The sequence below is a fragment of the Streptomyces pactum genome (assembly GCF_016031615.1).
Lineage (GTDB): Bacteria > Actinomycetota > Actinomycetes > Streptomycetales > Streptomycetaceae > Streptomyces > Streptomyces pactus.
The window spans coordinates 3770954-3796856 of record NZ_JACYXC010000001.1 but is presented as its reverse complement, the minus strand read 5'-3'; the positions used below and the strand labels follow the sequence as shown (position 1 = coordinate 3796856).

The following is a 25903-nucleotide window of genomic DNA, read 5'->3' as shown; positions in this document are numbered from 1 at the left end:
CACGACCGCCCCGCGTCACGGCACGACCGCCCCGGCCCGGCCCGCGACAGGGCGGCCCGCTCACCGGAAGGCAGCGGCCCGCTCACCGGAAGGCGTCGGCGTGCTCCTCCGCCCACTGCCGGAACGTCCTCCCCGGGGCTCCGGTGAGCCGCGGGACCGTGTCGCGCACCGCCAGCAGCCCCTCGTTGACGTCCCCGCCGGTCAGATCGAGCACCGCGTCCGCGATCTCCGCACCGAGCAGCGGGGCCAGTTGCCGGTGCGCCTCCTCCCGCCCGATCTCCACGAACGACACCTCCCGCCCGGCCGCCGCCGCGATCTGCGCGACCTGCTGCCGGGGGGTGATCCGCTCCGGCCCGGTCAGCGCGTGGACCCGGCCGCGGTGGCCCGGCTCGGTGAGCGCCACGCGGGCGACCGCGGCGATGTCCCCGGGGTGGATGGCGGGAAGCCCGACATCCCCGTACGGCGCGCGGACGGTGCCGTGCTCGCGGATCGACTCGGCCCACCACAGGGTGTTGGAGGTGAACTGGGTCGCCCGCAGGACGGTCCACGCCATGCCGCTGCCCCGGAGCACCTCCTCCAGCGCGTGGTTCTGGGCGGCGGCGGGCAGATGGGGATGGGTCTCGACCGTGATCGAGGAGACGAGCACCACGTGCTCCACCCCGGCCTCCCGGGCCGCCGCCACCACGTCCGCCTCCCCGACCGCCCCCGGCACGAGGAAGAGCGAGACCACGCCGTCCAGCGCGGCCTTGAGGGAGTCCGCCCGCGCCAGATCGCCCGCCACGGCCTCCACACCGTCGGGGAACGCGGCGCGGGCGGGGTCCCGGGTCAGCCCGCGCACCGGACCGGCCCCGTGTGCCCGCAGATCCCGCAGCAGCTCCCTGCCGATGTTCCCCGTCGCGCCCGTCACCAGGATGGTCATCGCCGTCATCTCCCCGTCGTCACGTCTTCGGTACGTCCGACAGGCACGCTAGGACCTCAACTCGACTTGAGGTCAACGGCGTTCCGCGGCCCGGAGCGGCGGCCGGGGATCAGCGGACCACGATCCCGTCCGCCGCGAGCCGGGCGAGCACCTTGCGGTAGGCCGGCGCGCAGCGGTCGAGGTCGGCGCGGCCGAGCCAGGCGACCTCGGCGATCTCCCGGCCGGGAACGGGCTCGCAGTCCTCGGGTCCGCCGGTGAAGCAGCGCATCCGCAGCGGCCGGCCGTCCTGCCCGTGGGCCACGTCGTGGATGGTGAACGCCTCGGTGAGCGACCCGGGGGCCACCTCCACACCCACCTCCTCGGCCAGCTCCCGGACGAGCGCCTCGGCAGCGGTCTCCCCCGGCTCGTACTTCCCGCCGGGCAGGTAGAACACATCCCGGCCCCGGGTCCGCACGCTCAGCAGCCGCCCGTCGCGGACGCACAGCCAGGCGACGGAGTCGAGCGGGCCGGCGGGGTGGTCAACAGGGTTCTCAAGGGTGTCCGTACTCACCCGGCCGACGCTAAACAGCAGGTGGCACGCCAGGCAAACCGATCAGCCGGCACCCGATGCCCCGCCCGCACCCCGCCGGACGGCGGGCCGCCGCGGTGTGCCACTCAGGTGGGCAGGAGAGGTTCCGCCCGGTCCCGGAGTTCCACCGCCTCCGCCACCCCTTGGTAGCGGTCCAGACGTGCGTACATGTCCCGGGCGGCGTGTCCGACCTTGACCGACCGGATGCCGTCCGAACACTCCAGGAAGGCGCCCCAGGCCGACAGTGCCGCGTCGAGGTCACCACGTCGCAGATGGATCTGCCCGAGGTCGGCGAGGACGATGGCGCGGCTGCGCCGACGGTCCAGACCATGGATGTCCAGTGCCTGCCCGAGATGCTCGGTCGCGCTGTCCAGGTCACCCAGCCGGGCAAGGATCATCCCGGAGTGGTGGGCCCACCGCCCGACACTGAAGTGCGAGGCCCATGAGTCACCGGGCGGGGCGTCCGAGGCCCGCTCGATCGCGCTCCGGGAGTCGGCCAGCGCCCGAGTGGCCAGTCTGCGGTCGCCGTCGAGGGCGGCGGCATCCGCCAACGTGGTCCGGTAGTAGGACACCGCACGTGGATCCTCCAAGTGCTGGGCTGTCTCCGCGCACTTCTCGGAAATCCGCAGGGCTACGGCGCGGTGCCCGAGTTCGATCGCCTGCACCGCCAGACCGCGCAGCGCGGTCGCCGCGAGTTCCGGGTCGCCGGCCTCGGTGGCGAGGCGGTACGCGTGTCCGTAGTACCGCTGGGCAAGCCCGTCCTTACCTTCGTCCTGGGCCATCCACCCGACAAGATGGACGAGTTCCGACGTCGCTGCGAAGAGGGCTCGTCCGGTGGGCTCGGTATAGGTGCCGTCCAGCCAGGGGGCCACGTCATCGGCCAGGTATCGGACCGCCAGATGCCTCGCGTGGCCACCTCCTAACTCAGCCGCCGCATCGCCCAGTCGCTGAGTCATGTGCCTGATGGCAGCGACCTCTCCCGACCCGACCCGCACCCCGCCGACACGCTGGGTACGGCGCGTGATGCTCTCGGGATCCGGCAGGTTCAAGACACCGAGGGCGTACGCACCAGTCGCACCAAGGAATCCTCGCCGCAGCACGTCGTTCCTTCCCCTCGGGTGTGCACCGCCGCCCCCACGGCGCGCCGCTACGCCCCCTGCGTTACGTCGAACTCGCCCAGTCGAACGCCGGCCCGGAAGGCGGACCAAGCCTCGGGGCCGAAGCGAAGTATCGGGCCGTCCGGATCCTTGGAGTCCCGTATCGCGACGGTGCCGGGCACGTTGGTCGCCACTTCGACGCACTCATTGGTGCTGCTGCTGTAGCTGGACTTCACGAAGTCGAACCCGTACACCGATCACATCCCCTTCTGGAAGCTCTCGAACCGACTTGCCGCCATCAGGTCGAAGGGACGGGTCCGCGCATATCGATCAGGCGCTCACCGGAGCACCGAGGTTCGACCTCGGGTCCTTCCCGTCACGGGTGTCCACCACCAGAGGGACGTCCAGGCCCGCCGGGACCTCCTGACGAGCACGACCAGGAACTCCGCGAACTCCTCGCGGGTACGGTCAGGGACGAAACTCTCCCCGCTGTATGCCCACCTGGAAGGCGAGCCATGCTTCGGAGGTGAAGCGGAGTAGCAGCCCGTCCGGATCCTTGGAGTCCCGCACCGCTACGATGCCGGATACGTTGGTCGCGACCTCCACGCACTCCTGGCCCGCGTTGCCTCCGCTGTGGCTGGACTTGAAAAATGTGAACTCCGCCACGCGTTTCACATCCCCTTGCGGATACCGTCGATCAGCCGGGTTGGACTCACCCTGGGCAAGCCCCAGCCGGGCGACGCGATCGAAGATCCCGCCATGGTGTTCGGCGTCAGCCCACTCTCCGGCCGGAGCGTAGACGAGCGGGTGTGCACCGGTCCTCACGGCACGGCACGCTACGCCCCCTGCGTTACGTCGAACTCGCCCAGTCGAACGCCGGCCCGGAAGGCGGACCAAGCCTCGGGGTCGAAGCGGAGTATCGGGCCGTCCGGATCCTTGGAGTCCCGTATCGCGACGGAGCCGGGCACATTGGTCGCGACCTCCACGCACTCACCGCCGTTGGGGCTGCTGTAACTCGACTTCACGAACTCGAACGCGGACACGGGGTCACATCTCCTTGCGGATGCTGTCGATCAGTACCACGGAGTCGCGCTGTGCCAGGCTGAGCCTCGCCGTGCGGTCGAAGAAGGCGCTGTACTCCGCACTCTCCTCCTCGTTCTCCACCCACACGGTAGAGGCAATGCTGTCCACGTGGACCACGTCCACCGCCTCCGTTTCGGCGAACGACACGATGTTGAACGCTCCGGTGATGCAGGGATGGCCACCCGTCCAGTACGGCAGCACCTGCAACCGGACATTGGACAGCTCGGCCACCTCCAGCAAGCGTCCGAGCTGAGCGCGCATCACGTCGCGCCCGCCGACCAGTTGACGCAGGGCGGCCTCCCAGACCACAGCGTAGACATGCAGCGGGCACTCGCCCGCCAACCGTTCTTGCCGCTTCATCCGCACCTCTACGATGCGTTCGATCTCGTCAGGGTCTTCCCACTTGCCGCCGCTGACGGCCAAGGACCGGGCGTACTCCGCGGTCTGGAACAGGCCCGGGATCAGCGACAGCTGCCAGGTACGGACCCGGCTTGCCACATCCTCCATCGCGATATATTCCGCCAACGCGCCGGCCTGGGGTGAGTGCTGCCACCAGCCCTTGGCCTTCCGACGCTCACGGTCGAGACGGGCGAGGTCGAGCAGACGCTTCACCGCTTGCGGGTCGGCCAGTCCGTAGAACTCGCTCAGCGCACGGATGTCCGGGTCGCGCATCGGCACCCAGCCGCGCTCCATCTTGACGATCTTCGTGCTGGTCGCGCTGAGGACGCCGGCCGCCTGTGCCTGCGTCTTTCCTGCCGCATCGCGGAGGCGGAGGAGCTCCCCACCAAGTTTGCGGCCCAGGACAGTTGACGCCCTGTTGCCCTGCGTTGATCCATTCACTGACCCAGTGTGACTGGTCCGGCACGAAGCAGTCGACTCGGGTCTTATGGGGAAGATATTCCCCAGACTTCTTGCTCCCAGATCGCGCGCACTCCTACGGCCGGTAACGCTTCGCTCGCGACGCGGCACAGTGCCGCCGCAGCCCAGGAGGCCAGGACATGGCAGAACGCGACCTCAACCCCGACGAGGGCCCCGCCCCGCTCCGGGAAGACCTGCTCCACTACACGCCCGTGCCCGGCAGCGTCAGACTCGACCGGCACCGGGCGGCGCGGCTGGTCACGCAGTGGGGGCAGCCGCAGCTGGCGGACGATGTGCAGCTGCTCGTCGGGGAGTTGGCCGCCAACGCGCTGGTCCATGGCTGCTGGCCGGACTGGTTCTTCCGGCTGCGGCTCGCGCTGACCGAGACAGCGCTCCGCATCGAGGTCAGCGACCCGCGCGGCGACCGGTTCCCCGAACCCCGGACGGCCGTTGACGGCGACGACTCCGGGCGCGGCCTGATGATGGTCGAGGCGGTGGCCGACCGGTGGGGGACGGTGCCGCTGCGGGTGGGCAAGACCGTCTGGGTGGAGCTGGGCCTCGCGAAGGAAACGGCATGACCGGCGTACCGCCGGGCATCGCGGCGATGCCCGGTGACGGGGAATGGGAGCGGTGGCTCGTCCATGCCGCGCGGTGCCACACGTGCCTGTGGGCACCGGCACCCCGGCGGGGCTGCGGTCAGGGACAGAGGCTGCACGCCGAGTACCGCCGGGTGCGCGATGAGGGTCCGGAGCGCAGAGGGGGCGGCCGGGCCGCCGATGACGCGACGGGGGCCGGGAGCGTGGCGCTCCCGGCCCCCGGCCGCCGGAATCCGGTGATCAGCCCCAGGTGATGAGCTTCTTCGGGTTCTCCAGGACCGCCGCGATGTCGGCGAGCACCTTCGACCCCAGCTCCCCGTCCACCAGCCGGTGGTCGAAGGAGAGGGCGAGGGTGGTCACGTGGCGCGGCTTGACCTTCCCCTTGTGGACCCACGGCTGGAGCTTGATCGCGCCGAAGGCGAGGATCGCGGACTCGCCGGGGTTCAGGATCGGGGTGCCGGTGTCCACACCGAAGACGCCGACGTTGGTGATGGTGATGGTGCCACCGGACATGTCCGCCGGGCTGGTCTTGCCCTCGCGGGCCGTGGCGATCAGCTCCGACAGCGCCTGGGACAGCTCGGGCAGGGTCTTCGCCCCGGCGTCCTTGATGTTCGGGACGATCAGCCCGCGCGGGGTCGCCGCGGCGATGCCCAGGTTGACGTAGTCCTTGTAGACGATCTCCTGGTTCGCCTCGTCCCAGGTGGCGTTGATGTCCGGGTTGCGGCGGACCGCGAGCAGCAGCGCCTTGGCGACCAGCAGCAGCGGGTTGACCCGCAGCCCCGCCATGTCCGGGTCCTGCTTGAGGTCCTGGACCAGCTTCATCGTCCGGGTCACGTCCACGGTGATGAACTCCGTGACGTGCGGGGCGGTGAAGGCGCTGCTGACCATCGCCTGGGCGGTGGCCTTCCGTACGCCCTTGACCGGGACCCGCCGCTCGCGGTCACCGGAGGCCACCGGGGCCGGGGCCTCGGTCGCGGTGGCCGCCGGGGCGGTCGCGGAGGGGGCGGCCGGGGCGGGGGGCCGCCGCGGCGTGCACGTCCTCGCGGGTGATGGTCCCGTCCGGGCCGGTCGGGACCACCGTGGCCAGGTCGATGCCCAGGTCCTTGGCGAGCTTGCGCACCGGCGGCTTGGCCAGCGGGCGGGCACCGGACGGCGCCGCGAAGGAGCCGGCCGGTGTTTCACGTGAAACGGCGGCCGGGGCGGCGGGGGCCGGGGCCGCCGGGGCACCGGCGTGGCCGTTCAGCTCGCCCTGTATCGCGGCGGCCACCGAGGGCGCGCCGGCACCGGGCCGCGGCTTGCGCGGGCGGCGCTTGGTGGACGAGGGGGCGGCGCCGTAGCCCACCAGGACGGCCTGGCGGCCCTGCGGCTCCTCGGCCTCCGCCTCCGCGGCGGGCGCCGGGGTGGTCGCCGGGGCCTCGGCCGGCGCGGGCGCGTCACCGGCGCCCGGCTGGGTGTCCACCGTGATGATCACGGTGCCCACGTCCACCGTCACGCCCTCGCCGAAGCGCAGCTCGTGCACCACGCCGTCGAACGGGATGGGCAGTTCGACCGCGGCCTTGGCGGTCTCCACCTCGCAGACGATCTGGCCGTCCGACACCGTGTCGCCCGGTGCCACGTACCACTTGAGGATTTCGGCCTCGGTGAGTCCCTCGCCCACGTCGGGCATCTTGAACTCGCGGAAGCGCTGGTCGGTTGTAGCCATGGTCACGACTCTCCTCAAGCCCTTCAGTACGCCAGCGAGCGATCGACGGCGTCGAGCACCCGGTCCAGTCCCGGAAGGTACTCGTCCTCAAGCCGGGACGGGGGGTACGGGGCGTGGTAGCCGCCGACCCGCAGCACCGGGGCCTCCAGGTGGTAGAAGCACCGCTCGGTGATCCGGGCGGCGATCTCCGCACCGGTGCCGAGGAAGACCGGCGCCTCGTGCACCACGACCAGCCTGCCGGTCTTCTCCACCGACCGCTGGACGGTGTCGAAGTCGATGGGGGAGATCGACCGCAGGTCCACGACCTCGACCGACCGGCCCTCCTCGGCCGCGGCGGCCGCCGCGTCGGTACAGACCTTCACCATCGGGCCGTAGGCCAGCAGGGTGAGGTCGGTCCCCTCGCGGACCACCCGCGCGGTGTGCAGCGGGCCCGGGATCGCCTCGGTGTCCAGCTCGGACTTGTCGTGGTAGCGGCGCTTGGGCTCGAAGTAGATGACCGGGTCGTCGGTGGCGATCGCCTGCTGCATCATCCAGTAGGCGTCGGAGGCGTTCGACGGGGAGATCACCTTCAGGCCGGCGACGTGCGCGAACAGCGACTCCGGCGACTCGCTGTGGTGCTCCACCGCGCCGATGCCGCCGCCGTACGGGATGCGGATGACGACCGGCAGCTTCACCTTGCCGAGCGCCCGCGCGTGCATCTTCGCCAGCTGGGTGACGATCTGGTCGTACGCCGGGAAGACGAACCCGTCGAACTGGATCTCCACCACCGGGCGGTAGCCGCGCAGCGCCAGGCCGATCGCGGTGCCGACGATGCCGGACTCGGCGAGCGGGGTGTCGATGACCCGCTCCTCGCCGAAGTCCTTCTGCAGCCCGTCGGTGACCCGGAAGACGCCGCCCAGCTTGCCGACGTCCTCACCCATGATCACGACCTTGGGGTCGTTCTCCAGCGCGGTGCGCAGGGACGCGTTGATCGCCTTGGAGAGCGACAGTTTCTGCGGTGCCATGTCAGTTGCCCTCCTCGGTGACGAACGAAGCCTGGTACTCGGCGAAGGCCGCGCGCTCCTCGTCGACGAGCGCGTGCCCGTCGGCGTAGGTGTGCTCGAACAGGGCCATGTGGTCCGGGTCGGGCATCGAGCGCACCGCCTCGCGCACCCGCTTGGCGAGCGCGTCGGCCTCGGTCTCCAGCTCGGTGAAGAACGCCTCGTCGGCCAGGCCCTCCTCGGTGAGGTAGGTGCGCAGCCGCAGGATCGGGTCCTTCGCCTCCCACAGCTCGCGCTCCTCGGAGGAGCGGTAGCGGGTGGGGTCGTCGGAGGTGGTGTGGGCACCCATCCGGTAGGTGAACGCCTCGATCAGCATCGGGCCCTCGCCGCCGCGGGCGCGGTCCAGCGCGGCCCGGGTCACCGCGAGGCAGGCGAGCACGTCGTTGCCGTCCACCCGCACGCCCGGGAAGCCGTAACCCTGTGCGCGCTGGTAGAGCGGCACCCGGGTCTGCTTCTCGGTCGGCTCGGAAATGGCCCACTGGTTGTTCTGGCAGAAGAAGACGACCGGGGCGTTGTAGACAGCGGCAAAGGTGAAGGACTCGGCGACATCGCCCTGGCTGGAGGCGCCGTCACCGAAGTAGGCGATCACGGCGCTGTCCGCGCCGTCCTTGGCGACGCCCATCGCGTAACCGGTGGCGTGCAGCGTCTGGGAGCCGATGACGATGGTGTACAGGTGGAAATTGTTGCTGTTGGGATCCCAGCCGCCGTTGTTCACACCGCGGAACATGCCCAGCAGATTGGTGGGATCGACGTTCCGGCACCACGCGACGCCGTGCTCCCGGTAGGTGGGGAAGACGTAGTCGTCGTCCCGCAGCGCCCGGCCGGAACCAATCTGCGCCGCCTCCTGACCGAGCAGCGAGGCCCACAGACCCAGCTCGCCCTGGCGCTGGAGGGTGGTCGCCTCGCCGTCGAAACGGCGGGTCAGCACCATGTCCCGGTACAGCCCGCGCAGCTCCTCGGGCGTCAGGTCGATGGAGTAGTCGGGGTGCTCGACCCGCTTGCCCTCCGGCGTGAGCAGCTGTACGAGCTGAGGTTCGTCCGCCGGGCGTTGCTTCGCGCTGCTGCGCTTGCTGCTGCTGCGGCGTGGCTTGCGCGCGGCAGTGCTGTCCACGGTCACGTGTGCTCCTCCGTCTGTCCGGCCCCCGGGGTCCGCCGGCGGCCAGTGCGGCTCGCCCCGGCGTCGGAACCGGCGCACGGGGTGGGTGCGCCGAGGTCCGGCCGAGGCGTGACAGTGTCCCGGCGGGTGGCCTGCAAAAGGCACGTTACCCAGTGATGCACAACTCTACGAAGCCCCTCTGACCTGCGATTTTGCTTGGAAATCCAAGTAAGCCGCAGCTGGGGAGGGGCTCCGCGGAAACACCACTGGTCACAGCCTCGCAGGCCGCCGGGACAACGGCACGTTATCCCGCCGGACCAGCGCAGGGAAGACTTTGTATGGGAAACTGGATCTGTGCCCAAAGAAGGAAAAATCACGGTTTTTCTCCTTGACGACCATGAAGTGGTCCGGCGCGGCGTGCACGAGCTGCTCGCCGGGGAACCGGACATCGAGGTGGTCGGAGAGGCGGGCACGGCCGCGGACGCCATCGCCCGCATCCCCTCGGTCCGGCCGGACGTGGCGGTCCTCGACGTCCGTCTGCCGGACGGCAGCGGCGTGGAGGTGTGCCGCGAGGTGCGCTCCGCCGACGACCGCATCCGGTGCCTGATGCTCACCTCGTTCGCCGACGACGAGGCGCTGTTCGACGCGCTCATGGCCGGCGCCTCCGGTTACGTCCTCAAGGCCATCCGGGGGAACGAGCTGCTCACCGCGGTGCGGGACGTGGCCGCCGGCCGGTCACTGCTGGACCCGGTGGCGACCGACCGGGTACTGGAGCGGTTGCGGGCCGGCACCGGCCCGCGGGGCGAGGGCGACGAGCGGCTGGCGAGCCTGACCGAGCAGGAGCGGCGCATCCTGGACCTGATCGGCGAGGGGCTGACCAACCGGGCCATCGGCGAGCGGCTCCACCTGGCCGAGAAGACCATCAAGAACTACGTCTCCGGGCTGCTCGCCAAGCTGGGCATGCAGCGGCGCTCGCAGGCCGCCGCGTACGTGGCGCGGCTCCAGGCGAAGCAGCGCTGAGCGGGTCCCGAGCCAGCGGCGCCGCGCCCCGCACGGCGGCCCGCGGCGGGCCCGGGCGCGGCAAGCCGCCGGTGAGGCGGCCCGGGGCTCGGCGGACCGGGCGGCGGAGGGCGTCCCGGAGGCGGCGGCGGACGACGGCCCCGGACTGCGGGAGGCGGCGGCGGACTACGGCGCCGGACGGCGGGAGGTGCCCGGGAAGGGGCCCGGGAGGGCTGCGGGAGGGCGCTGAAGGCCCTGCCGGAGGCGGTGCCGGAGGCGGTGCCGGGCCGCCGGCCGGCCGGGTTGTCCCGTTCCGGGACCTACGGCCCGGACGACCGGGGGCGGCGGCCCCTGGGCCGGGGGCGGCCGGGCCGGGCAGGGTGGAGGGCATGCTCATCGACGCCCCGCGCGAACCCCGCGCCCTGGACCTGCTCGGCCGGACCTCCCACGGCCGGGTCTCGGTGAGCGTCGGCGCGCTCCCGCACACCGCCGTGGCCCGGCACATCGTGTCCGGCGGCGAGCTGCTGCTCCGCCTCCACCGGGGGCACGGCTACCACCGGGCCTGCGACGGGCAGGTGGTGGCGTACGGCGCCGACACCGGCCACCCGGCGGACCGGCCGGTTCCCGGCCCGGCCCCGATCCCGGGCGGGGACGCGAAACAGTCCCCCGGCGGCGGGGAGCCGGACACGGACCGGGCCCCGGACATGATCCCGGGCGGAGGGGCGGACGGGGAGCCGGAGCGCGCCCCGGGCGGAGAGCTGTGGTCGGTGAGCTGCGTGGGCACGGCGCGCGTGGTCATCCCCACCGGCACCGAGCTGAATCGTTTCGGCCCCGCACCGCACACGGTGGACGGCGAACCCTTCGACCCGGTCTATCTGCGGGTGCGGCCGAAGTTCGTGACCGTACATCACATCGCAGGTATCGCTCCGCGTCAATCCGAGTACGCTCCGTGATGTCCGCTGATCTAACATCCGGCACGTGCCGCGCTCATTTGTCACGGGCGGCGGCGGGACCGCCGTCTCCGTCGCCTACGCCCCCCTCCCCACCCCCCGCCCCCCGCCGCCGCCTGTGCCGCGCCCCCGTCCCGCCGACCGTGCGGCCCCCGGCGGCCCGGCCGCCCGCGAGGCGGCCCCCGGCGGCCCGGCCGCCCGCGAGGCGGCCGCACCGGCCCTGACCGCCCCGGACGGGGCGACCCTGCACGCCCTGCTGCGCCGCTACCGGCTGCCCGGCGAGCCGCTGTCGTGCCGCCCGCTCACCCAGGGCCTGCTCAACCGGGGCTACCACCTCACCACCACCCACGGCCGCTACTTCCTCAAGCACCACCTCGACGGGGACCGCGCCGCCATCGCCCGCCAGCACCGGGTCACCGCCCGGCTGGACGCGCTCGGCCTGCCGGTGGTGCCGCCGGTCGAGGACGCGGGCGGGGACACGGTGACCGTGATCGACGGCCGGTGCTGGGCGCTGCACCCGTGGGTCGAGGGGCGGCACCGCGACGGCGGCGAACTGACCCCCGGGCAGTCCTGGTCGCTGGGCGCCCTGCTCGGACTGGTGCACCTGTGCCTGGACCAGGTCATCGACCCCCGTACGCCCGCGCCACGCGCCTCGCACACCCCGGACGAGACCGGCGCCGACCCGCACCACACCTTCGCCCTGATCGAACGGCTGCTGGCACTGGCCCGGGCCCGGCAGGGGCGGGACGCCTTCGACGACCTGGCGGTGCACCGGCTGGTCGAACGCCGCGAGCTGCTGGCGCGGCACGCCCACCGCCGTCCGGCGCCCGCCGCGGTGCCGGCCACCGGCTGGGTGCACGGCGACTTCCACCCGCTCAACCTGCTGTACCGGGACACCGAGCCGGCCGCCATCGTGGACTGGGACCGGCTGGGCGTGCAGCCGCGCGCCGAGGAGGCGGTCCGGGCCGCCGCGATCTTCTTCGTCCTCCCCGGCGGCACCCTGGACCTGCGGAAGGTACGGCCGTACGCGCGGGCCTACCGCTGTGTGACCGGCGCCGGGGCCGCCGAGATGGCCGCCGCCGTGCACCGCGTCTGGTGGGAGCGGCTCAACGACTTCTGGATGCTGCGCTGGCACTACCAGCTCGGCGACCGGCGGGCCGACCCGCAGTTCCCGGCCGCCGCCGCGCTGGCGGTGTGGTGGACCGGCGCCTACGAGGCGGTGCGCGAGGCCTTCACCGGCTGACCGCCGGCCACCTCCGGCCCGGACGCCCTCACCGGCCCGGACGCCCTCACCGGCCCGGACGCCCTCACCGGCCCGGACGGCCGACCGCCGCCACGGGCCACGGCCCGCCCCGGCGTCACCCGCCAGGGCCGCCCCGGCCCGCATCACCGGCCCCGGCCCGCACGGCCCGCCGTCACACCCGGCCCGTCCGGCCACCGCGTCCGGGCCGCCGGGACACCGCCTCCCGGTCGCCCGGCCGCGCGTACGGCCCGCCCCGGCGTCACCCGCCAGGGCCGCCCCGGCCCGCCGTCACACCGGGCCGGTCCGGCCGCCGTGTCCCCGGTGGCCGGGCCGCCACAACCGAGGACGCCCGGCCGGCGCCCCCGGGTGCGCCTCAGTTCTCCTGACCGCCCGGGTCGCCGGTGGTATCACCGGTGACGCCGCCCACCGGGTCGGTCGGGTCGGTGTCCGGCGGGTCGGTCGGGTCGGTGTCCGGCGGATCGGTGGGGTCGGTACCGGTGGGGTCGGTACCGGTCGGCTCGTCGGTCGGCTCACCGGTGGGCTGCCCCCCGGTCGGCTGCCAGGTCGGCTGCTGGGTGGGCCGGCCGGTGTACGTGGGGTCGTGCGAGGGCTGCCAGCCGCCGGTGTTCCCGCCGGTGCTGCCGCCCGGGTCGGGCGCCTGGGTCGGTTCCTCCGACGGCGACTTCGTCGGCTTCTCGCTGGGCTCGGTCTTCGTGGTCGAGGTGCTCGGCTTCTCGGGCTTCTTGTCGCCGCCCTTGTCACCGGCGTTGAGCGCCAGCGCGACACCGACGGCGACCGCGATCACCGCCAGGACGGCCAGCAGCCACAGTTTGCCCCGGCCGCGGCCGGAGCCCCCGTGTCCGGAGCCCCCGTCGAAGCCGCCGTCGTCGTCCCCGTAGTGGCCGGAAACTATCGGCTGCTGGGAGGTCTCGCCGCTCGCCGGGTGCGGCAGCGCGGTGGTGCCGGCCATCCCCATGGGCGGGGTGGCGGCACCCAGGTGCTGGGTGACCGGCCCGGTGTTCCAGGTCCCGGTGTGGCCGCCCGCCTCCTGGAGCATCTGGAGCGCGTAACCGACCAGGCCGCGCATCTCCTCGGCGCTCTGGAACCGGTCGTCAGGGTCCTTGGCGAGCGAGCGCATCACCAGCCCGTCCAGCTCCGGCGGCACGTCGGAGATCTGCGACGGCGGCACCGGGGTGTCCTGGACGTGCTGGTAGACCACCGACAGCGGGGTCTCGCCGACGAACGGCGGGCGCAGCGCCAGCAGCTCGTAGAGCAGGCAGCCGGTGGCGTACAGGTCGGAGCGGTGGTCCACCGCCTTGCCCAGGGCCTGCTCGGGGGAGAGGTACTGCGGGGTGCCCATCACCATGCCGGTCTGGGTCATGGTGGAGGCCGCGCCGTGCAGGGCCCGGGCGATGCCGAAGTCCATCACCTTCACGGCGCCGCTGTTGGTGATGATCACGTTGGCCGGTTTGATGTCCCGGTGCACGATGCCGTGCTGGTGGCTGTAGGCGAGCGCCTCCAGCACCCCGGAGACGATGATCAGGGCCTGGTCCGGCGGCGGTGCCTCGGCGTTGATCAGCAGGTCACGGATGGTGCGGCCCTCGACCAGCTCCATCACGATGTACGGCACGGTGTGCTTGCCGACCACGTCCTCGCCTGAGTCGTAGACGGCGACCACGGCGTGGTGGTTGAGGCCGGCCACGGACTGTGCCTCGCGGGTGAAGCGGGCCTTGGAGACCGGGTCCTCGGCGAGATCGGCGCGGAGCAGCTTCACCGCGACGGTCCGGCCGAGCCGGACGTCCTCGGCGGCGAAGACCTCGGCCATGCCGCCCCGCCCGAGCCGGTGCGTCAGCCGGTAGCGGCCGTCGCCGACGAGCCCGCCGTTGCCCCACAGGTCGGGGGAATCGGACGCGTGACCCCCGGACTCCGACCTGGAGGCGCCTCCAGCATCAGGTTCCAAGGGCCCTTGGGCGCTCTGGGGCTGTGCCATCGGTCCTCGCCGTCGTGATCTGTCCGCTCGCGCGGGCGCTATATGCGGTGCTCCGACAGTGCACGCTACAGCCTCTGCGTCCCTGTCCGGTCCGGGATGGACCGGTCATCCAACCCGTTCCAGTGGAACCGAGGCAAATCGCGTGACGGCTTCTTGCGCATCCGGTCACGGAACGGGCACGCGGCTTGACGTGTCGGTGGCCTGGGGCAGACTTGGCCGAAGATATCGAGTACGTCCAGATCAGAACGCGTCGATCACCGAATGTGGCGCGGACCATGTGTCACGGCAGTGCGCCGAGGGGGAAGCGAAACAATGAGCCAGCACGGCGCGCGGAGCCGCTACGCGGGCGAGTCGATCGGCGGCGGCCGGTACCAGCTCCAGGACCTCCTCGGTGAGGGCGGCATGGCGTCCGTCCACCTCGCGTACGACACCGCCCTGGACCGCCAGGTGGCCATCAAGACCCTCCACACCGAGCTGGCCCGCGAGCAGTCCTTCCGGGAGCGCTTCCGGCGCGAGGCGCAGGCCGTGGCGAAGCTGTCGCACACCAACATCGTCTCGGTCTTCGACACCGGCGAGGACGAGATCGACGGCTCCGTGATGCCGTACATCATCATGGAGTACGTCGAGGGCCAACCGCTGCGCTCGGTGCTGGACGCCGACGTCCGCCAGTTCGGCGCGATGCCGGCCGACAAGGCGCTGAAGATCACCGGCGATGTGCTGGCGGCCCTGGAGGTCAGCCACGAGATGGGCCTGGTGCACCGCGACATCAAGCCCGGCAACGTGATGATGACCAAGCGCGGTGTGGTCAAGGTCATGGACTTCGGCATCGCCCGTGCCATGCAGTCCGGTGTGACCTCGATGACGCAGACCGGCATGGTCGTCGGGACCCCGCAGTACCTCTCGCCGGAGCAGGCGCTGGGGCGCGGCGTGGACGCGCGCAGCGACCTGTACTCGGTCGGGATCATGCTCTTCGAGCTGCTGACCGGCCGGCTGCCGTTCGACGCGGACTCGCCGCTGGCCATCGCGTACGCGCACGTCCAGGAGGAGCCGGTCGCCCCCTCCACCATCAACCAGGCGATACCGCCGGCGGTGGACGCGCTGGTCGCCCGGGCGCTGAAGAAGAACCCGAACGAGCGCTTCCCCACCGCCGTGGCGATGCGCGACGAGTGCGTGCGGGTGAGCCGCACCGGCCAGACCGGCGCCTCGCCCATCATCATCACCGGCGGCCCGCCGGCGCGCAGCGGCGCCGGGGTGGGCTCCGCGGTCTTCCCGCCGGTCGACACGCCCGCGCCGGGCGCCCAGGGCGTGCAGACCCCGTACCAGCCGTCGGGGGCCGGGCCGTACCCCGGCGGGGGCTTCGGGCCCTCCACCCCGCCGCCGGGCACCCACCAGCAGCAGCCGTACACCGCCCCGGCACCCACCCCGCCGTACGGCGCCGGGGCCGGCACCCCGCCGCCGTACCCCTCGTACGCGACCGGCCCGGCCCAGAGTGGTCCCGGGGGTTCCGGTTCCGGCGGCTCCGGGGGTGACAACGGCAACAAGAAGGTGATCATCGGCTCCGCGGTGGTCGCCGCGCTGGCGGTGATCGCCGTGGTCGTCGCCATCGCGCTGAGCGGCGGGGGCGGCTCGGACAAGAAGGCGGACGACGACAAGAAGCCGACCGCCACCACCACGCCGCCCGGCTTCAACCCCGGCACGGACATCAAGACGCACACCATCAGCCCGGAGAAGTGCACCGACGCCAGCGAGGCGTACGACGAGCCCGGCGCCTTCAACCTGCCGGACTTCACCAACCTCCACGTGGACTCGGTGAAGGAGTGCATCAAGGCGGCCGGCTGGAAGTACAAGGTCGTCCCCTACGACGAGAACACCTTCGGCAAGGGCGCGGTCATCGACTACTCCCACAAGGGGTACGACGACGCGTACGACCCGGACACCGAGACCATCGAGCTGACCGTCTCCACCGGGATGCCCGCCACCTCCTGACCGGGGCTCCGCCCGCCGGCACTGACGGCGGGCACGGACGCGTCGGCCCGCGGGGACTCACGCGCCCGTGCGCGCGCCGTCCGGGCGGAACGACGGGGTGCGTGGTCGGGGTCCGTCGTGGCCGTCCCGTGCCGTCACGTGACGGAGGACGCGGGGGCTCGTGGCTGTGGGCTCCGGCCGCCCGGTGGCCGTGCGGGCCGTGCCATGACGGACGGCGCGGGAGCCGCGGCAGTGGCCGTGGCGCATGGTCGCGTGAGGACCGGGCCGTGACGGGGGCGGGCCGCTGGTCGGAACGAGAAACGCGGCGGGGCCCGGCACGCGGTGCGCCGCGTGCCGGGCCCCGCCGCGTTCCGTCATCCGGGGCCGGGTCGGGGGATCGCCGGCCGTCACCGGCCGGGCCGGGGGATCAGAGGTACGGGCCGGAGCGGGCGCCGCCGTGCTGCTGGCCGTGTTCCAGGTCCTCCCCGCCCGCCATGCCGGACGGCAGTGCGCGCCGCATCTGCTCCAGCTGGGCACGGGCCGCCATCTGCTGGGCGAAGAGTGCCGTCTGGATGCCGTGGAAGAGGCCCTCCAGCCAGCCGACCAGCTGTGCCTGCGCGATCCGCAGCTCCGCCTCGGTGGGCACCGCCTCGTCGGTGAAGGGCAGCGAGAGGCGTTCCAGCTCCTCGATCAGCTCCGGGGCGAGACCGTCCTCCAGCTCCTTCACCGAACTGGCGTGGATCTCCTTGAGCCGGACCCGGCTGGCCTCGTCGAGAGGAGCCGCGCGGACCTCCTCCAGCAACTGCTTGATCATGCTGCCGATGCGCATGACCTTCGCAGGCTGTTCGACCATGTCCGTCAGCGGCGTCTCACGCGACTCCTCGTCACCGCCGTCGCCTGCGCCGGTGCCGCCCAGGGCCATCCCGTCCGGGCCGACGACCAGGACGTGGGGCTTCTCCTGCGACCGTTCGTTCATCGGCTGGTTCATGTGGTCATTCTCCCCCACCCCCCGGATTCCGTGCCGGTGGCCCCGGGTATCGGCACCAGCACCAAGGGCCACGGCGGCCGGGCCGTTCCCAGCCGTCACGATCACGCGGTCGGCGGTACCGGCCGGGCCGTCCCGGGGCGGAACGGTCGCCGGGATCGGGGCGGTCGCCCGGGGCGGAACGGTCGCCGGGGCCGGGCCGGTGGCCCGGGGCGGAGGGGCCCCGGTGCGCCGGCCGCGCGCGGGCAGGTCACTTGGGTGGGAAGCGTGCGTGCCGGCCGTTGCCCGGCGGCGGTCCGGACGCGCCGGGGCTGCCGCGTGCCGGTCGTGGTCGGTCGTGCGGGGACTGTCGCCGCGCCGGCCGCGGGTCCCGGTCAGCTCCGCCGCAGCCGCAGCGCGATGAGGGCCAGCACCACCCCGGTGACGACCATCCCCGTACCCAGCGGCAGAACCCGCAGGAAGGGGGCGGGCGGCTCCGCCCTCTCCGACCGGGCCTCCTCGGCCGCCCGCCGTGCCGCCTGCTCCGTCAGCAGGGCCGCGGTCCGGTCGTTCGCGTACGGAGGCGGTGTCGCCGGTGCTGCCGAGGGACCGTCCGCGACCCGGGCGCTCACGGTACGCCGTGCCGACTCCATGGGACGCGGGCGCACCATGTCCACGCCCCCCGGCGGCGGTTGCGGAAAACGGCCGGCCCGGGACGGGTCCGTGGGGACGGGCTGGGTGGGGGGCGTTTCCGGGGTCGGCAGGGGGCTCCGGGGTCGGCGGGGGTGAGGCGCGTGGGAGCAGGGGCCGGCGGGGGCTCCCTGGTCGGCGAGGTTCCCGGGACCGGTGGTGCGGGCGGGGTCGGTGTGTTCCGCGGGCTGCGCGGAACCGCTGGTGCCGGTGGGGCCGGAGGGGGCTGGTCGAGGGGGTGGCAGGCCTGGCGGTAGGGCTGGCGGAGTGTGCGGAGCGGGAGGCCTGCCCGGGGTCCGGGGTGCCGGTGCGTACGGCGTGACCGGTGTGCCCGGTGAGGTGCGTGGCGCGGGGGATGCGGAGGTCCACCGGACGCGGTTCGGCCGACCGGGCCGGGCGGTGGACGCCGGGTATGCCTCCCGTTGTGTCGTCGGATCCGGCGGGCGGCGGCGAGGCCGGGTGCCGGCCGTGTCCCACCGCCGCGGCGACTGCCGGGCCGGAGAGCGAGAGAACGGCGGTCAGCACGCTGACCGCCAGCCGGGAACCGAGCGCCATGGCCACGTCCGAACCCTCCCGCCCTGAGCCTGCCGGGTGACGGCTCCAGGGTCACATGACGGGACGGGCCCGGCATCTCGGGGCAGCACGACGACCCGCAGGGGTACGGCGGTTGCGGTTGCCGGTCGCCCGCGACGACCCCTCACCCGCCGGCCGGCGGCGGGTACGACCGGGGCCGGGTACGGGCGGGGGCCCTGGGAACAGGGCGGAAACGGAAACAGGGAACGGGCGGGGCCTGGTACGGGCTGGGGCCGGGAACGGGCGGAGCCCTGAGAACGGGCGGGGCCGGGTACGGGCGGGAACGGGAACGGGCGGGCACTCGGGGGTTGGGTCCCTGGGGCCCGCCCGCATCCGGGCCGTGGGCCCGCCGCCGGTCAGGAGAGCGTGAGCAGCACCTTGCCCACGTGTTCGCTCGCCTCCACGATCTCGTGGGCCTCGGACGCGTCCCGCATCGGCACCGTACGGTCCACGACCGGGCGTACCCGGCCGTCCGCGTACAGCGGCCACACGTGCTCCTTCACCGCCGCCACGATCGCCGCCTTCTCGTCCAGCGGCCGGCCGCGCAGGGTGGTGCCGATGACCGCACACCGCTTGCGGAGCAGGGTGCTCAGGTTCAGTTCGGTACGGGTGCCGCCCTGCAGGCCGATGATGACCAGGCGGCCGTTGTTCGCGAGTGCGTCGACGTTCCGGTCCAGGTACTTGGCACCCATGATGTCGAGGATCACGTCCGCGCCGGCCCCGTCCGTGGCCTCGCGCAGCTCCTCCACGAAGTCCTGCGTGCGGTAGTTGATGAGGATGTCGGCGCCCAGCTCCCGGCAGGCGTCCAGCTTCGCGGTGCTGCCCGCCGTCACGGCCACCCGCGCCCCCAGCACCTTCGCGAGCTGGATGGCGGCGGTGCCGATGCCGCTCGACCCGCCGTGCACCAGCAGGGTCTCCCCGGGCCGCAGGTGGGCCGTCATGAACACGTTCGACCAGACGGTGCAGACGACCTCGGGCAGCGCCGCGGCGGTGACCAGGTCCACCCCCTCCGGTACCGGCAGCAGCTGGCCGGCCGGTACGGCCACCTTCTCCGCGTAGCCGCCGCCCACCAGCAGGGCGCACACCTCGTCGCCGACGGCCCAGCCGGTCACCCCGGGGCCCAGCGCCGCGATCCGCCCGGAACACTCCAGACCGGGGTACGGGGAGGAGCCGGGCGGCGGGTTGTAGAAGCCCTGGCGCTGCAGCACATCGGCGCGGTTGACGGCACCCGCCACCACATCGACCAGTACTTCGCCCTCGCCGGGCACCGGATCGGGCACCTCCGCCCAGACGAGCGCTTCGGGACCGCCGGGCTCAGGAATGGTGATCGCATGCATGCCGACGAGGCTACCCCCGGCCCGTTCCCCGGCAGCGGAGCGCCGGACACCGTCGTCACCGCACAAGCGGCCGCGGGCCCGGTCGCGTTGACGGTGCATCGGTCGCCGTGGTGGTGCCCCGGTGCGGGACCGGGCGCGCGGCCGTGCGGGCGTGCGCGTACGCGGGTCCGCAGGCGGGCGGGTGCGCAGGGGCACGAGCGTCCGGGTGCGCGGGTCCGCAGACGGGGCAGGTGCGCGGGTCGGCAGGGGGGGCGGGTACGCAGGCGGGCGGGTACGCGGGTCCGCCGGGGGGCGGGTGCACGAGCGTCCGGGCGTACGGGTACGCGGGGCACGAACGGGCGGGTGCGCGGGGGCGCGGCCGGGTGCGGTCCGGGATTCCCCCGTGCGCCCGGCCGCGCCGCGTCACTCGGTCGTCGGCTGCGGTGCCCGGACGATGGTGACCAGCCGGTCGGTGGCCTGCAGCGGGCTGGCCTCCGGGTCGTCGTAGGCGAGCAGCCGGTGCCCCCGGAGCACCGAGACGACCAGGTCCTCGGTCTCCCGCACGGACTTGCCCACCTCGGCCTTCACCACGGTCCGCTCGACCAGGTCCAGGCCGCTGCCCTGCTGGATCAGGTCCTCGATGACCGCGCCCGCGCTGGGGCTCAGCACGCTCATGCCGAGCAGCCGGCCGGCGGCGCTGGCGCTGGTGATCACCGCGTCGGCACCCGACTGCCGCAGCAGCGGGGCGTTCTCCTCCTCCCGGACGGCGGCCACGATGTTGGCGCCCCGGTTGAGCTGACGGGCGGTGAGCGTGACGAGCACGGCGGTGTCGTCCCGCTGGGTCGCGATGATGAACTGCCGTGCCCGCTGGGCCTCGGCGCGCAGCAGTACGTCGCTGCGGGTCGCGTCCCCGATGACGCCCACGAACCCCTCGGCGTTCGCCGCGTCTATCACCTTCGGGTTCGGGTCCACCACGACGACCCGGTCCCGGGGCAGGCCGGTGGCGCACAGGGTCTGTACCGCGGACCGGCCCTTGGTGCCGAATCCGACGACGACGGTGTGATCGCGCAAGGAGGATCTCCAGCGGTTGAGTCGGTACAGCTCGCGGGTGCGTTCGGTGAGCACCTCCAGCGTGGTGCCGACCAGGATGATCAGGAAGAGCACGCGCAGCGGAGTGACCAGCAGAACGTTGACCAGCCGGGCGCTGTCGCTGTGCGGGACGATGTCGCCGTAGCCGGTCGTGGAGAGGGTGACGGTGGCGTAGTAGACGGCGTCCAGCAGGTCCACCCGCCCGTCGGCGTTGTCGTGGTAGCCGTCACGGTCGGCGTACACGATGCCCACCGTGGTCACCAGGACCGCCAGGGCCATCAGCAGCCGCCGGAACACCTGGAGGAGCGGCCCCACCGCATAACTGGGCAGCTGCACGCGGTGGCTGTGGATCTCGGGTACGCGGGCAGCCGCGTCCTGTGGGGGCAGCTTCACGCGGGATCTCCGGTCGAGGGGGCGGTGGCGGACGGGTCGGTGGTCGGGTCGGTGGGGAACGGGCGGGTGGCCGGCGGACCGGCCTCCGGTGGGCGGGCGCCCGGCGGCCGGGCATCCGGGCGGGTCTCCCGATGGGAGGCGGACGGGCGGGTGGCCCGGCCCGGGGCCGGGGACCCGGACCACTCCGAGGAGGACGCCGGCGGGGCCGTCCAGGTTGCCCAGGGCAGTTCCAGCGTCTCCACCTCGGTGCCGCGCCGGGCACCACCCGGCGGGATGACGGCCACGGCGTCGGCCATGGCCACGCCCCGCAGCATCGCCGGGCCGTTGAAGCGGAGCGGGACCACCGCCATGCCGCGTTTCGCGGAACCCGCCACCCGGCCGCGCCGCTCGCCGCGGCCCTGGGCGGGCCCGGTCAGCACACCCCACACGTCCCAGAGATCCGTGTCACCCCGCCCACCGCCGCGCCCGGCACCGCGGGAACGGTCACCGCGCACGGCACGGCCGCCGTCCGATGCCGGGTCACCTTCCGGTATCCGGCCGGTGTCCGGGGCCCGGTCATGTTCCTCTGCGCGGTTGCCCTCCGATGTGCGGCCGGTGTCCACCGTCCGGCCGGTGTGCGCCGTCCGGCCGATGTCCGGGGCCCGGAAGTCCGGGGCGCGGTCGCCGTCCTGCGGCGTACCGACGCCGGGGCCGGCGCCGAAGGTCGGGCCGGTGCCGATCGGGCCGGTGGTGGCGACGGGACCGGTGGCCCCAAGGGGACCGGTGGTGGTGACGGGACCGGTGGTGCCGAGGGGGCCGGTGGGGTCGGTGCGCTCACCGGCCGGGGCCGGGTACCGGCCGCCACGGTCCACAACGGCGGACCGGTCAGCGGATGGGCCGCCCTCGCCACGGTCGCGGTGGTAGCTGACCGGCACCAGGCGGGTGTCACGGGGGTGGCCGGCGACCGGTTCGGCCAGGCGTACCCACCGGGAAGCGGGGGCGGCACGGCCCGTCAGCCCCCGCAACAACGGCTCGGCCAGCGTCAGCAGCCCCGACACCGCCGCCAGGGGGTTCCCGGGCAGCCCCACCAGGTGGCGGCCGGGCGCCAGCCGGGCGAGGAGCATGGGGTGGCCGGGTCGCACCGCCACCCCGTCCACCAGCAGTTCGGCACCGGCCCGACGCAGTACCGGATGCACATGGTCCACGGGGCCGGCGGCGGTGCCCCCCGTGGTGATGACAAGGTCCGCCACGGAACCGGTCACCGCCTCGTACAACGTCTCCGCGTCATCAGCGACATGACGGCTCGCCACCAGGTCGGCGCCGAGTGCGGTCAGCCACGGACCGATCATCGGCCCGAGGGCGTCCCGGATCCGGCCGTCCCGGGGGATCCCGGAGGTCAGCAGCTCGTCGCCGACCACCAGCACCTCCACCCGCGGGCGGGGAACGGTCGGCAGCTCGTCGTACCCGGCCGCGGCGGCCAGCCCGAGCACGGCCGGGGTCACCGGGGTACCGGTCGGCAGCAGCAGGTCTCCGGCCCGGCACTCCTGCCCGCGGGGCCGGATGTCCTGCCCCTGTTCCGGCTGATGGGCCCGGTCGGCCCGGAGCAGCCGCCCGGTACGCCGGGCGCCCGATGACGCACCGGACTCGTCGCGGTACCCGGCGTCCCGTTCCAACGCGCCGTATTCGCTGCGGAGTACGGCGGTCGCCCCCGGGGGGACGCGGGCACCGGTGGCGATCGGCACCGCGTGGCCGTCGGGCAGCGGGGCGGAAGGGCCGTGACCGGCCAGGATGCCCTCTTCGCCGGCGTCCGTGCGCCATGGCCCGGGCCCGGCCACCGCCCATCCGTCCATCGCCGAGGTGTCGAAGGGCGGAAGGTCGGTGAGGGCGGTGAGCGGAGCCGCGAGAACCTGGCCGAGGCAGTCCGCGAGCGGTCGTACGGCCGGCGGCAACGGGGTGCGGTCGGCCGCCCGCGCCGCGATCTCCCGCGCCTCCGCCCAGGTCACCGCGGCGTGCCCGTCCCGGCCACCACCGCTCCCGTGCCCCGGTCCTCCACCGCTCCCGTGCCCCGGTCCTTCACCGCTCCCGCCACCGTGCGGGGGGTGCCCGGCGCGGTCGGCGCGGCTGCCGCGGCCGGTACCCCTGCCGGCGCCGGCGCGGGTGGCCCCCGGGTCACCGGGGTGGCCGGTGACCCCGGAGTCCCCGGGGCCCTCGATGTCACCGGAGTCCGCGCCGTTCCCGGAGTCCCCGCCGTTCCCGGTGTCGCTCGCGCGGCTGGTGCTGTCGGCGCTGCCGGCACGGCCGCTACGGCCGGCGCGCTGGTCGCCGGTGTCACCGGTGCTGCTGGTGCGCGGGTCACCGGTGTCGTCGGAGTCACCGATGCGTGGGATGCCGGCGCCACCCGGGCGGCCGATGCCCATATCACCGGTGTCGCCGACGCCCTCCGTGTTGCTGGCCCGGCCGGTACGGCTGGTGCCGCTGGTGCGGCTGGTGCGGCCGGTGTCGCCGACGCCGTGGCCGCCGGTTTCGCCGGTGCGGCGGGTGCCTTGCTCCTCGGCGCCGGCCGTGCGACCGACGCCCCGGTCACCTGTGGCATCGGTGCCGCCGGTGAGCGGATGGCCGGTGCCGCGGGTGCCGCTGGTGCCGCCCGTGCCCGGGTCGCCGATACGGCGGGACCCGCCCGCGGCCGGGTCGCCGATGGGGCCGATGATCGGATCCCAGGTGAAGCGGCTGCGGGCGGGGGCCGGGTCACCGGTGTGCGAGCCGCCGGGGCGGTCCGTACCGCCGGTCCGTCCGCCCTCCGGGACGCCAGTGCTCAGACGGTGGGTGCCGCCGGTCCCGGCGGCCTCCGGGGCACCCGTACGCGGACGGTGGGTGCCGCCGGTGCCCGAACCGCCCGCCGGTCCATTTCCGGACCCGTCCGCGCCGCAACCGTGACCGCCGGCATCTCCGGCATCTCCCCGGCCCCTGCGTGCACCCGGCGCGGAGCTGTCGGCCCCCGCGTCCCTGCCCTCGACGCCGGTGCCGGGGCCCCCGGCCCGGACGTAACCGGCCCCGGCCCTGCCGCGGCCGTCACCCACCGGCGAGCAGCGGCCCTCGGAGCCGGCCGAACCATCGGACTCCACGCCCCTGCCCTCACCGATGAGCGGACGGTCGGCCTCCACGCACCCGAACTCCACAGGGCCGGAACCCGCGTGCGCCGGGCGGCACCTGCGCCCGTCCGCGGCGAAGTGACCGGCCACCGCAAGGTGCCCGTCCTCGGCGCCACCGCGCCCCTCACCCACCGACGAGCACCGGTCCTCAAAGCTGCCGGAACCGTGGGCCTCCGCACCGTGGCTCCCACCGGCGCCAGGGCGAGCGGCCTCCGCGGGCCCGGTTTCCACCAGGCCGGCGTGCCGGTGCGTCGCACTGCCCCTGCCCTCGTCCCCGCCAAGGCTCCCGGCCTCCGCGTGGCTCGTACCCGTCGTGACACCGGCGCCCTCGGGCTCCGTTCCGTCCGCCGAACCACCGGCCGAACGAGTTTCGCCCGCCCGCCGGGTGACATCCGTACCGTCAGACCCGGGCCGCACGCCGCCCGACCGGCCCTTTGCGCGCTTCTCCTTCTTCCCCCGCCTGCGACCGCCCGGGCCGACCGCCCGGACGTCAGCCGGCGCCGACGCGTCCGCTGCCGAACGGGCCCGGGCACCGGCAACCGCGCCGGACGTCGCTCCGGTCTGCGCTCCGGGCTCCCCAGCCGCCACCTCGCCGCGGTCCGATGCGCTCCTCATGGCGGACAGTGCGCCGTGGTCGGTCTCGTCACCCGCCCCGGACGTTCCGCCCACCCGGGAAGTCCCGGCCTTCCTGGACGTCCCGCCGGTCCCGGACTTCGCGGGAGCCGCCCCGGGAGTCCCGTCGGCCCCGGCCGTCTCGGTACCCGACACGAACCCGGCCGCGACCCCGGAATCCAAGCCCGCCGCGGGTGCGGCCGCCGTCTCGGTTGTCCGGCCCGCATCGGAACCGGCACCAGCGACCGAGGAACCGGCAGCCGACGTGCCGCCACCCGCACCCGCACCCGCACCGGAGGCGGCGGTACCGGAGACCCACCCGGGTACGACGATGCCGGACACCGCCTCGGGAAGGACGATGCCGGACCCGACCCCGGGGCCGATGTCCGGCTCGGGCCCGGGAGCGACAGGAGGCTGGGACGCCCGCCCGGAAACGAACGTCTGGGACACGGGCTCGGGAACGGAGGACCGGGAGGCGGCACGCGGAACGGAAGGGCCCGTCTCGGCCCGCTCGCCGTCCACCGACTTCCCCCGCCCGGCGGCGGCCCGGCCCGCACCGGGACGCTCCGACTCCGCCGCCGTCCCGCGGGAGTCCGCGGCTGTCTCCGGGTGCGTACGCGCCACCCGTGGGTCGTCACCGGCCCGGCGGCGGTCTCCGCCCTCGTCGCCACCATCGGTCCGGCGACCGCCGCCGGCCACCGCACCACCAGCGGCACGACCACCGGTCCGGAAGCCGTCACGGTCCCGGGAAGCCCCCGTGCCCCGCACACCACCAGGTCCCCGGCCCTCGTGACGGGCGGCCTGAGATCCGTCATGCGCCCGTGAGCGGTCGCGGGCCTGAGAACGTTCACGGGCCTGAGAACCGTCACGCACCTGAGAACGGTCACGGGCCCGAGGACCACCTCCGCGCTCCGACGCCTCACCTCCCCCGGCGCTACCGGAGGGCACCACCCGACGGGCATCCGCCGACGCGCGGGGAGTCCCGTCCACCGGGGCGCGGGGCACGGTCCCGGAACGGGGTGCGGCGGCGCG

The 25903-nt window shown here is 73.9% G+C and carries 20 protein-coding genes and 1 pseudogene; 5 read left to right on the top strand and 16 right to left on the bottom strand.

Features of this window, described 5'->3' with window-relative positions:
• Positions 1–82 precede the first annotated feature (82 nt).
• The 7 genes from IHE55_RS15065 to IHE55_RS15035 all read right to left on the bottom strand — a co-directional run bounded on the left by IHE55_RS15065 (position 83) and on the right by IHE55_RS15035 (position 4507).
• Positions 83–919, bottom strand: a complete 837-nt coding sequence (locus IHE55_RS15065) for an SDR family oxidoreductase (RefSeq protein WP_372442684.1) — start codon at positions 917–919, stop codon at positions 83–85.
• Positions 920–1028: 109 nt separating this feature from the next.
• Positions 1029–1469, bottom strand: a complete 441-nt coding sequence (locus IHE55_RS15060) for an NUDIX hydrolase (protein ID WP_307826662.1) — start codon at positions 1467–1469, stop codon at positions 1029–1031.
• Positions 1470–1573: 104 nt separating this feature from the next.
• Positions 1574–2695 (bottom strand): tetratricopeptide repeat protein, encoded by a 1122-nt coding sequence (locus tag IHE55_RS15055; protein WP_504740315.1) that lies wholly within the window; start codon positions 2693–2695, stop codon positions 1574–1576.
• Positions 2635–2838, bottom strand: coding sequence for a DUF397 domain-containing protein (locus IHE55_RS15050; RefSeq protein ID WP_197989496.1), 204 nt, complete (start codon positions 2836–2838; stop codon positions 2635–2637). Before IHE55_RS15050 ends, IHE55_RS15055 begins: the two co-directional genes overlap by 61 nt.
• A 214-nt stretch (positions 2839–3052) precedes the next feature.
• Positions 3053–3409 (bottom strand): DUF397 domain-containing protein, encoded by a 357-nt coding sequence (locus IHE55_RS33135; RefSeq protein ID WP_372442683.1) that lies wholly within the window; start codon positions 3407–3409, stop codon positions 3053–3055.
• A gap of 11 nt (positions 3410–3420) precedes the next feature.
• Positions 3421–3627 carry a DUF397 domain-containing protein gene (locus tag IHE55_RS15040; protein ID WP_197989495.1) on the bottom strand — a complete coding sequence of 69 codons (207 nt, stop codon included), beginning with the start codon at positions 3625–3627 and terminating at the stop codon, positions 3421–3423.
• Positions 3628–3631: 4 nt separating this feature from the next.
• The gene (locus IHE55_RS15035) at positions 3632–4507 is read right to left on the bottom strand and encodes a helix-turn-helix domain-containing protein (RefSeq protein WP_197989494.1); all 876 of its coding nucleotides are present in this window, start codon (positions 4505–4507) and stop codon (positions 3632–3634) included.
• A gap of 158 nt (positions 4508–4665) precedes the next feature.
• Between IHE55_RS15035 and IHE55_RS15030 the strand changes: the two genes are divergently transcribed.
• Positions 4666–5103: an ATP-binding protein gene (locus IHE55_RS15030; RefSeq protein ID WP_197989493.1), complete on the top strand. Its 438-nt coding sequence runs from the start codon at positions 4666–4668 to the stop codon at positions 5101–5103.
• 258 nt (positions 5104–5361) lie between these two features.
• On the opposite strand, the pseudogene IHE55_RS15025 reads toward IHE55_RS15030, so the two are convergent.
• The 3 genes and pseudogenes from IHE55_RS15025 to pdhA all read right to left on the bottom strand — a co-directional run bounded on the left by IHE55_RS15025 (position 5362) and on the right by pdhA (position 8980).
• Positions 5362–6823 (bottom strand): annotated as a pseudogene (locus IHE55_RS15025) (dihydrolipoamide acetyltransferase family protein).
• A gap of 23 nt (positions 6824–6846) precedes the next feature.
• Positions 6847–7827 (bottom strand): alpha-ketoacid dehydrogenase subunit beta, encoded by a 981-nt coding sequence (locus IHE55_RS15020; RefSeq protein WP_197989492.1) that lies wholly within the window; start codon positions 7825–7827, stop codon positions 6847–6849.
• Position 7828: 1 nt separating this feature from the next.
• Positions 7829–8980: a pyruvate dehydrogenase (acetyl-transferring) E1 component subunit alpha gene (gene pdhA / locus IHE55_RS15015; RefSeq protein WP_197989491.1), complete on the bottom strand. Its 1152-nt coding sequence runs from the start codon at positions 8978–8980 to the stop codon at positions 7829–7831.
• A gap of 333 nt (positions 8981–9313) precedes the next feature.
• On the opposite strand from pdhA, the gene IHE55_RS15010 reads away from it, so the two are divergent.
• The 3 genes from IHE55_RS15010 (at position 9314) to IHE55_RS15000 (ending at position 12151) form a co-directional block, all read left to right on the top strand.
• On the top strand, positions 9314–9979 hold the full coding sequence (locus IHE55_RS15010; protein ID WP_197989490.1) for a response regulator: 666 nt from the start codon (positions 9314–9316) through the stop codon (positions 9977–9979).
• Positions 9980–10347: 368 nt separating this feature from the next.
• Positions 10348–10911, top strand: a complete 564-nt coding sequence (locus IHE55_RS15005) for a pyridoxamine 5'-phosphate oxidase family protein (RefSeq protein ID WP_197989489.1) — start codon at positions 10348–10350, stop codon at positions 10909–10911.
• 217 nt (positions 10912–11128) lie between these two features.
• Positions 11129–12151, top strand: a complete 1023-nt coding sequence (locus IHE55_RS15000; protein ID WP_197992016.1) for a phosphotransferase — start codon at positions 11129–11131, stop codon at positions 12149–12151.
• Positions 12152–12524: 373 nt separating this feature from the next.
• Here IHE55_RS15000 and IHE55_RS14995 read toward each other — a convergent pair whose 3' ends face one another.
• Positions 12525–14141, bottom strand: coding sequence for a protein kinase domain-containing protein (locus tag IHE55_RS14995; protein ID WP_197989488.1), 1617 nt, complete (start codon positions 14139–14141; stop codon positions 12525–12527).
• Positions 14142–14453: 312 nt separating this feature from the next.
• On the opposite strand from IHE55_RS14995, the gene IHE55_RS14990 reads away from it, so the two are divergent.
• On the top strand, positions 14454–16127 hold the full coding sequence (locus IHE55_RS14990; RefSeq protein ID WP_197989487.1) for a protein kinase domain-containing protein: 1674 nt from the start codon (positions 14454–14456) through the stop codon (positions 16125–16127).
• 406 nt (positions 16128–16533) lie between these two features.
• Here IHE55_RS14990 and IHE55_RS14985 read toward each other — a convergent pair whose 3' ends face one another.
• The 5 genes from IHE55_RS14985 to IHE55_RS31300 form a co-directional block, all read right to left on the bottom strand.
• The gene (locus IHE55_RS14985; protein WP_269671493.1) at positions 16534–17094 is read right to left on the bottom strand and encodes a bacterial proteasome activator family protein; all 561 of its coding nucleotides are present in this window, start codon (positions 17092–17094) and stop codon (positions 16534–16536) included.
• Positions 17095–17465: 371 nt separating this feature from the next.
• Complete coding sequence (locus tag IHE55_RS14980) at positions 17466–17723, bottom strand: hypothetical protein (RefSeq protein ID WP_197989486.1); 258 nt, start codon at positions 17721–17723, stop codon at positions 17466–17468.
• A 966-nt stretch (positions 17724–18689) separates the two neighbouring features.
• A complete protein-coding gene (locus tag IHE55_RS14975; RefSeq protein WP_197989485.1) occupies positions 18690–19670 on the bottom strand; it encodes an NAD(P)H-quinone oxidoreductase in 981 nt (326 codons plus the stop codon).
• A 402-nt stretch (positions 19671–20072) separates the two neighbouring features.
• Positions 20073–21131 carry a potassium channel family protein gene (locus IHE55_RS14970; RefSeq protein ID WP_197989484.1) on the bottom strand — a complete coding sequence of 353 codons (1059 nt, stop codon included), beginning with the start codon at positions 21129–21131 and terminating at the stop codon, positions 20073–20075.
• A complete protein-coding gene (locus tag IHE55_RS31300; RefSeq protein ID WP_372442682.1) occupies positions 21128–24271 on the bottom strand; it encodes a molybdopterin-binding protein in 3144 nt (1047 codons plus the stop codon). Before IHE55_RS31300 ends, IHE55_RS14970 begins: the two co-directional genes overlap by 4 nt.
• Positions 24272–25903: the final 1632 nt, after the last annotated feature.

Bases quoted from the DNA above. Each gene is read 5' to 3' on its own strand.
- IHE55_RS15065 (WP_372442684.1), bottom strand. From the start codon at position 919: ATGACCATCCTGGTGACGGGCGCGACGGGGAACATCGGCAGGGAGCTG.
- IHE55_RS15030 (WP_197989493.1), top strand. From the start codon at position 4,666: ATGGCAGAACGCGACCTCAACCCCGACGAGGGCCCCGCCCCGCTCCGG.
- IHE55_RS15020 (WP_197989492.1), bottom strand. From the start codon at position 7,827: ATGGCACCGCAGAAACTGTCGCTCTCCAAGGCGATCAACGCGTCCCTG.
- IHE55_RS15005 (WP_197989489.1), top strand. From the start codon at position 10,348: ATGCTCATCGACGCCCCGCGCGAACCCCGCGCCCTGGACCTGCTCGGC.
- IHE55_RS14995 (WP_197989488.1), bottom strand. From the start codon at position 14,141: ATGGCACAGCCCCAGAGCGCCCAAGGGCCCTTGGAACCTGATGCTGGA.
- IHE55_RS14990 (WP_197989487.1), top strand. From the start codon at position 14,454: ATGAGCCAGCACGGCGCGCGGAGCCGCTACGCGGGCGAGTCGATCGGC.
- IHE55_RS14985 (WP_269671493.1), bottom strand. From the start codon at position 17,094: ATGAACCAGCCGATGAACGAACGGTCGCAGGAGAAGCCCCACGTCCTG.
- IHE55_RS14980 (WP_197989486.1), bottom strand. From the start codon at position 17,723: ATGGAGTCGGCACGGCGTACCGTGAGCGCCCGGGTCGCGGACGGTCCC.
- IHE55_RS14975 (WP_197989485.1), bottom strand. From the start codon at position 19,670: ATGCATGCGATCACCATTCCTGAGCCCGGCGGTCCCGAAGCGCTCGTC.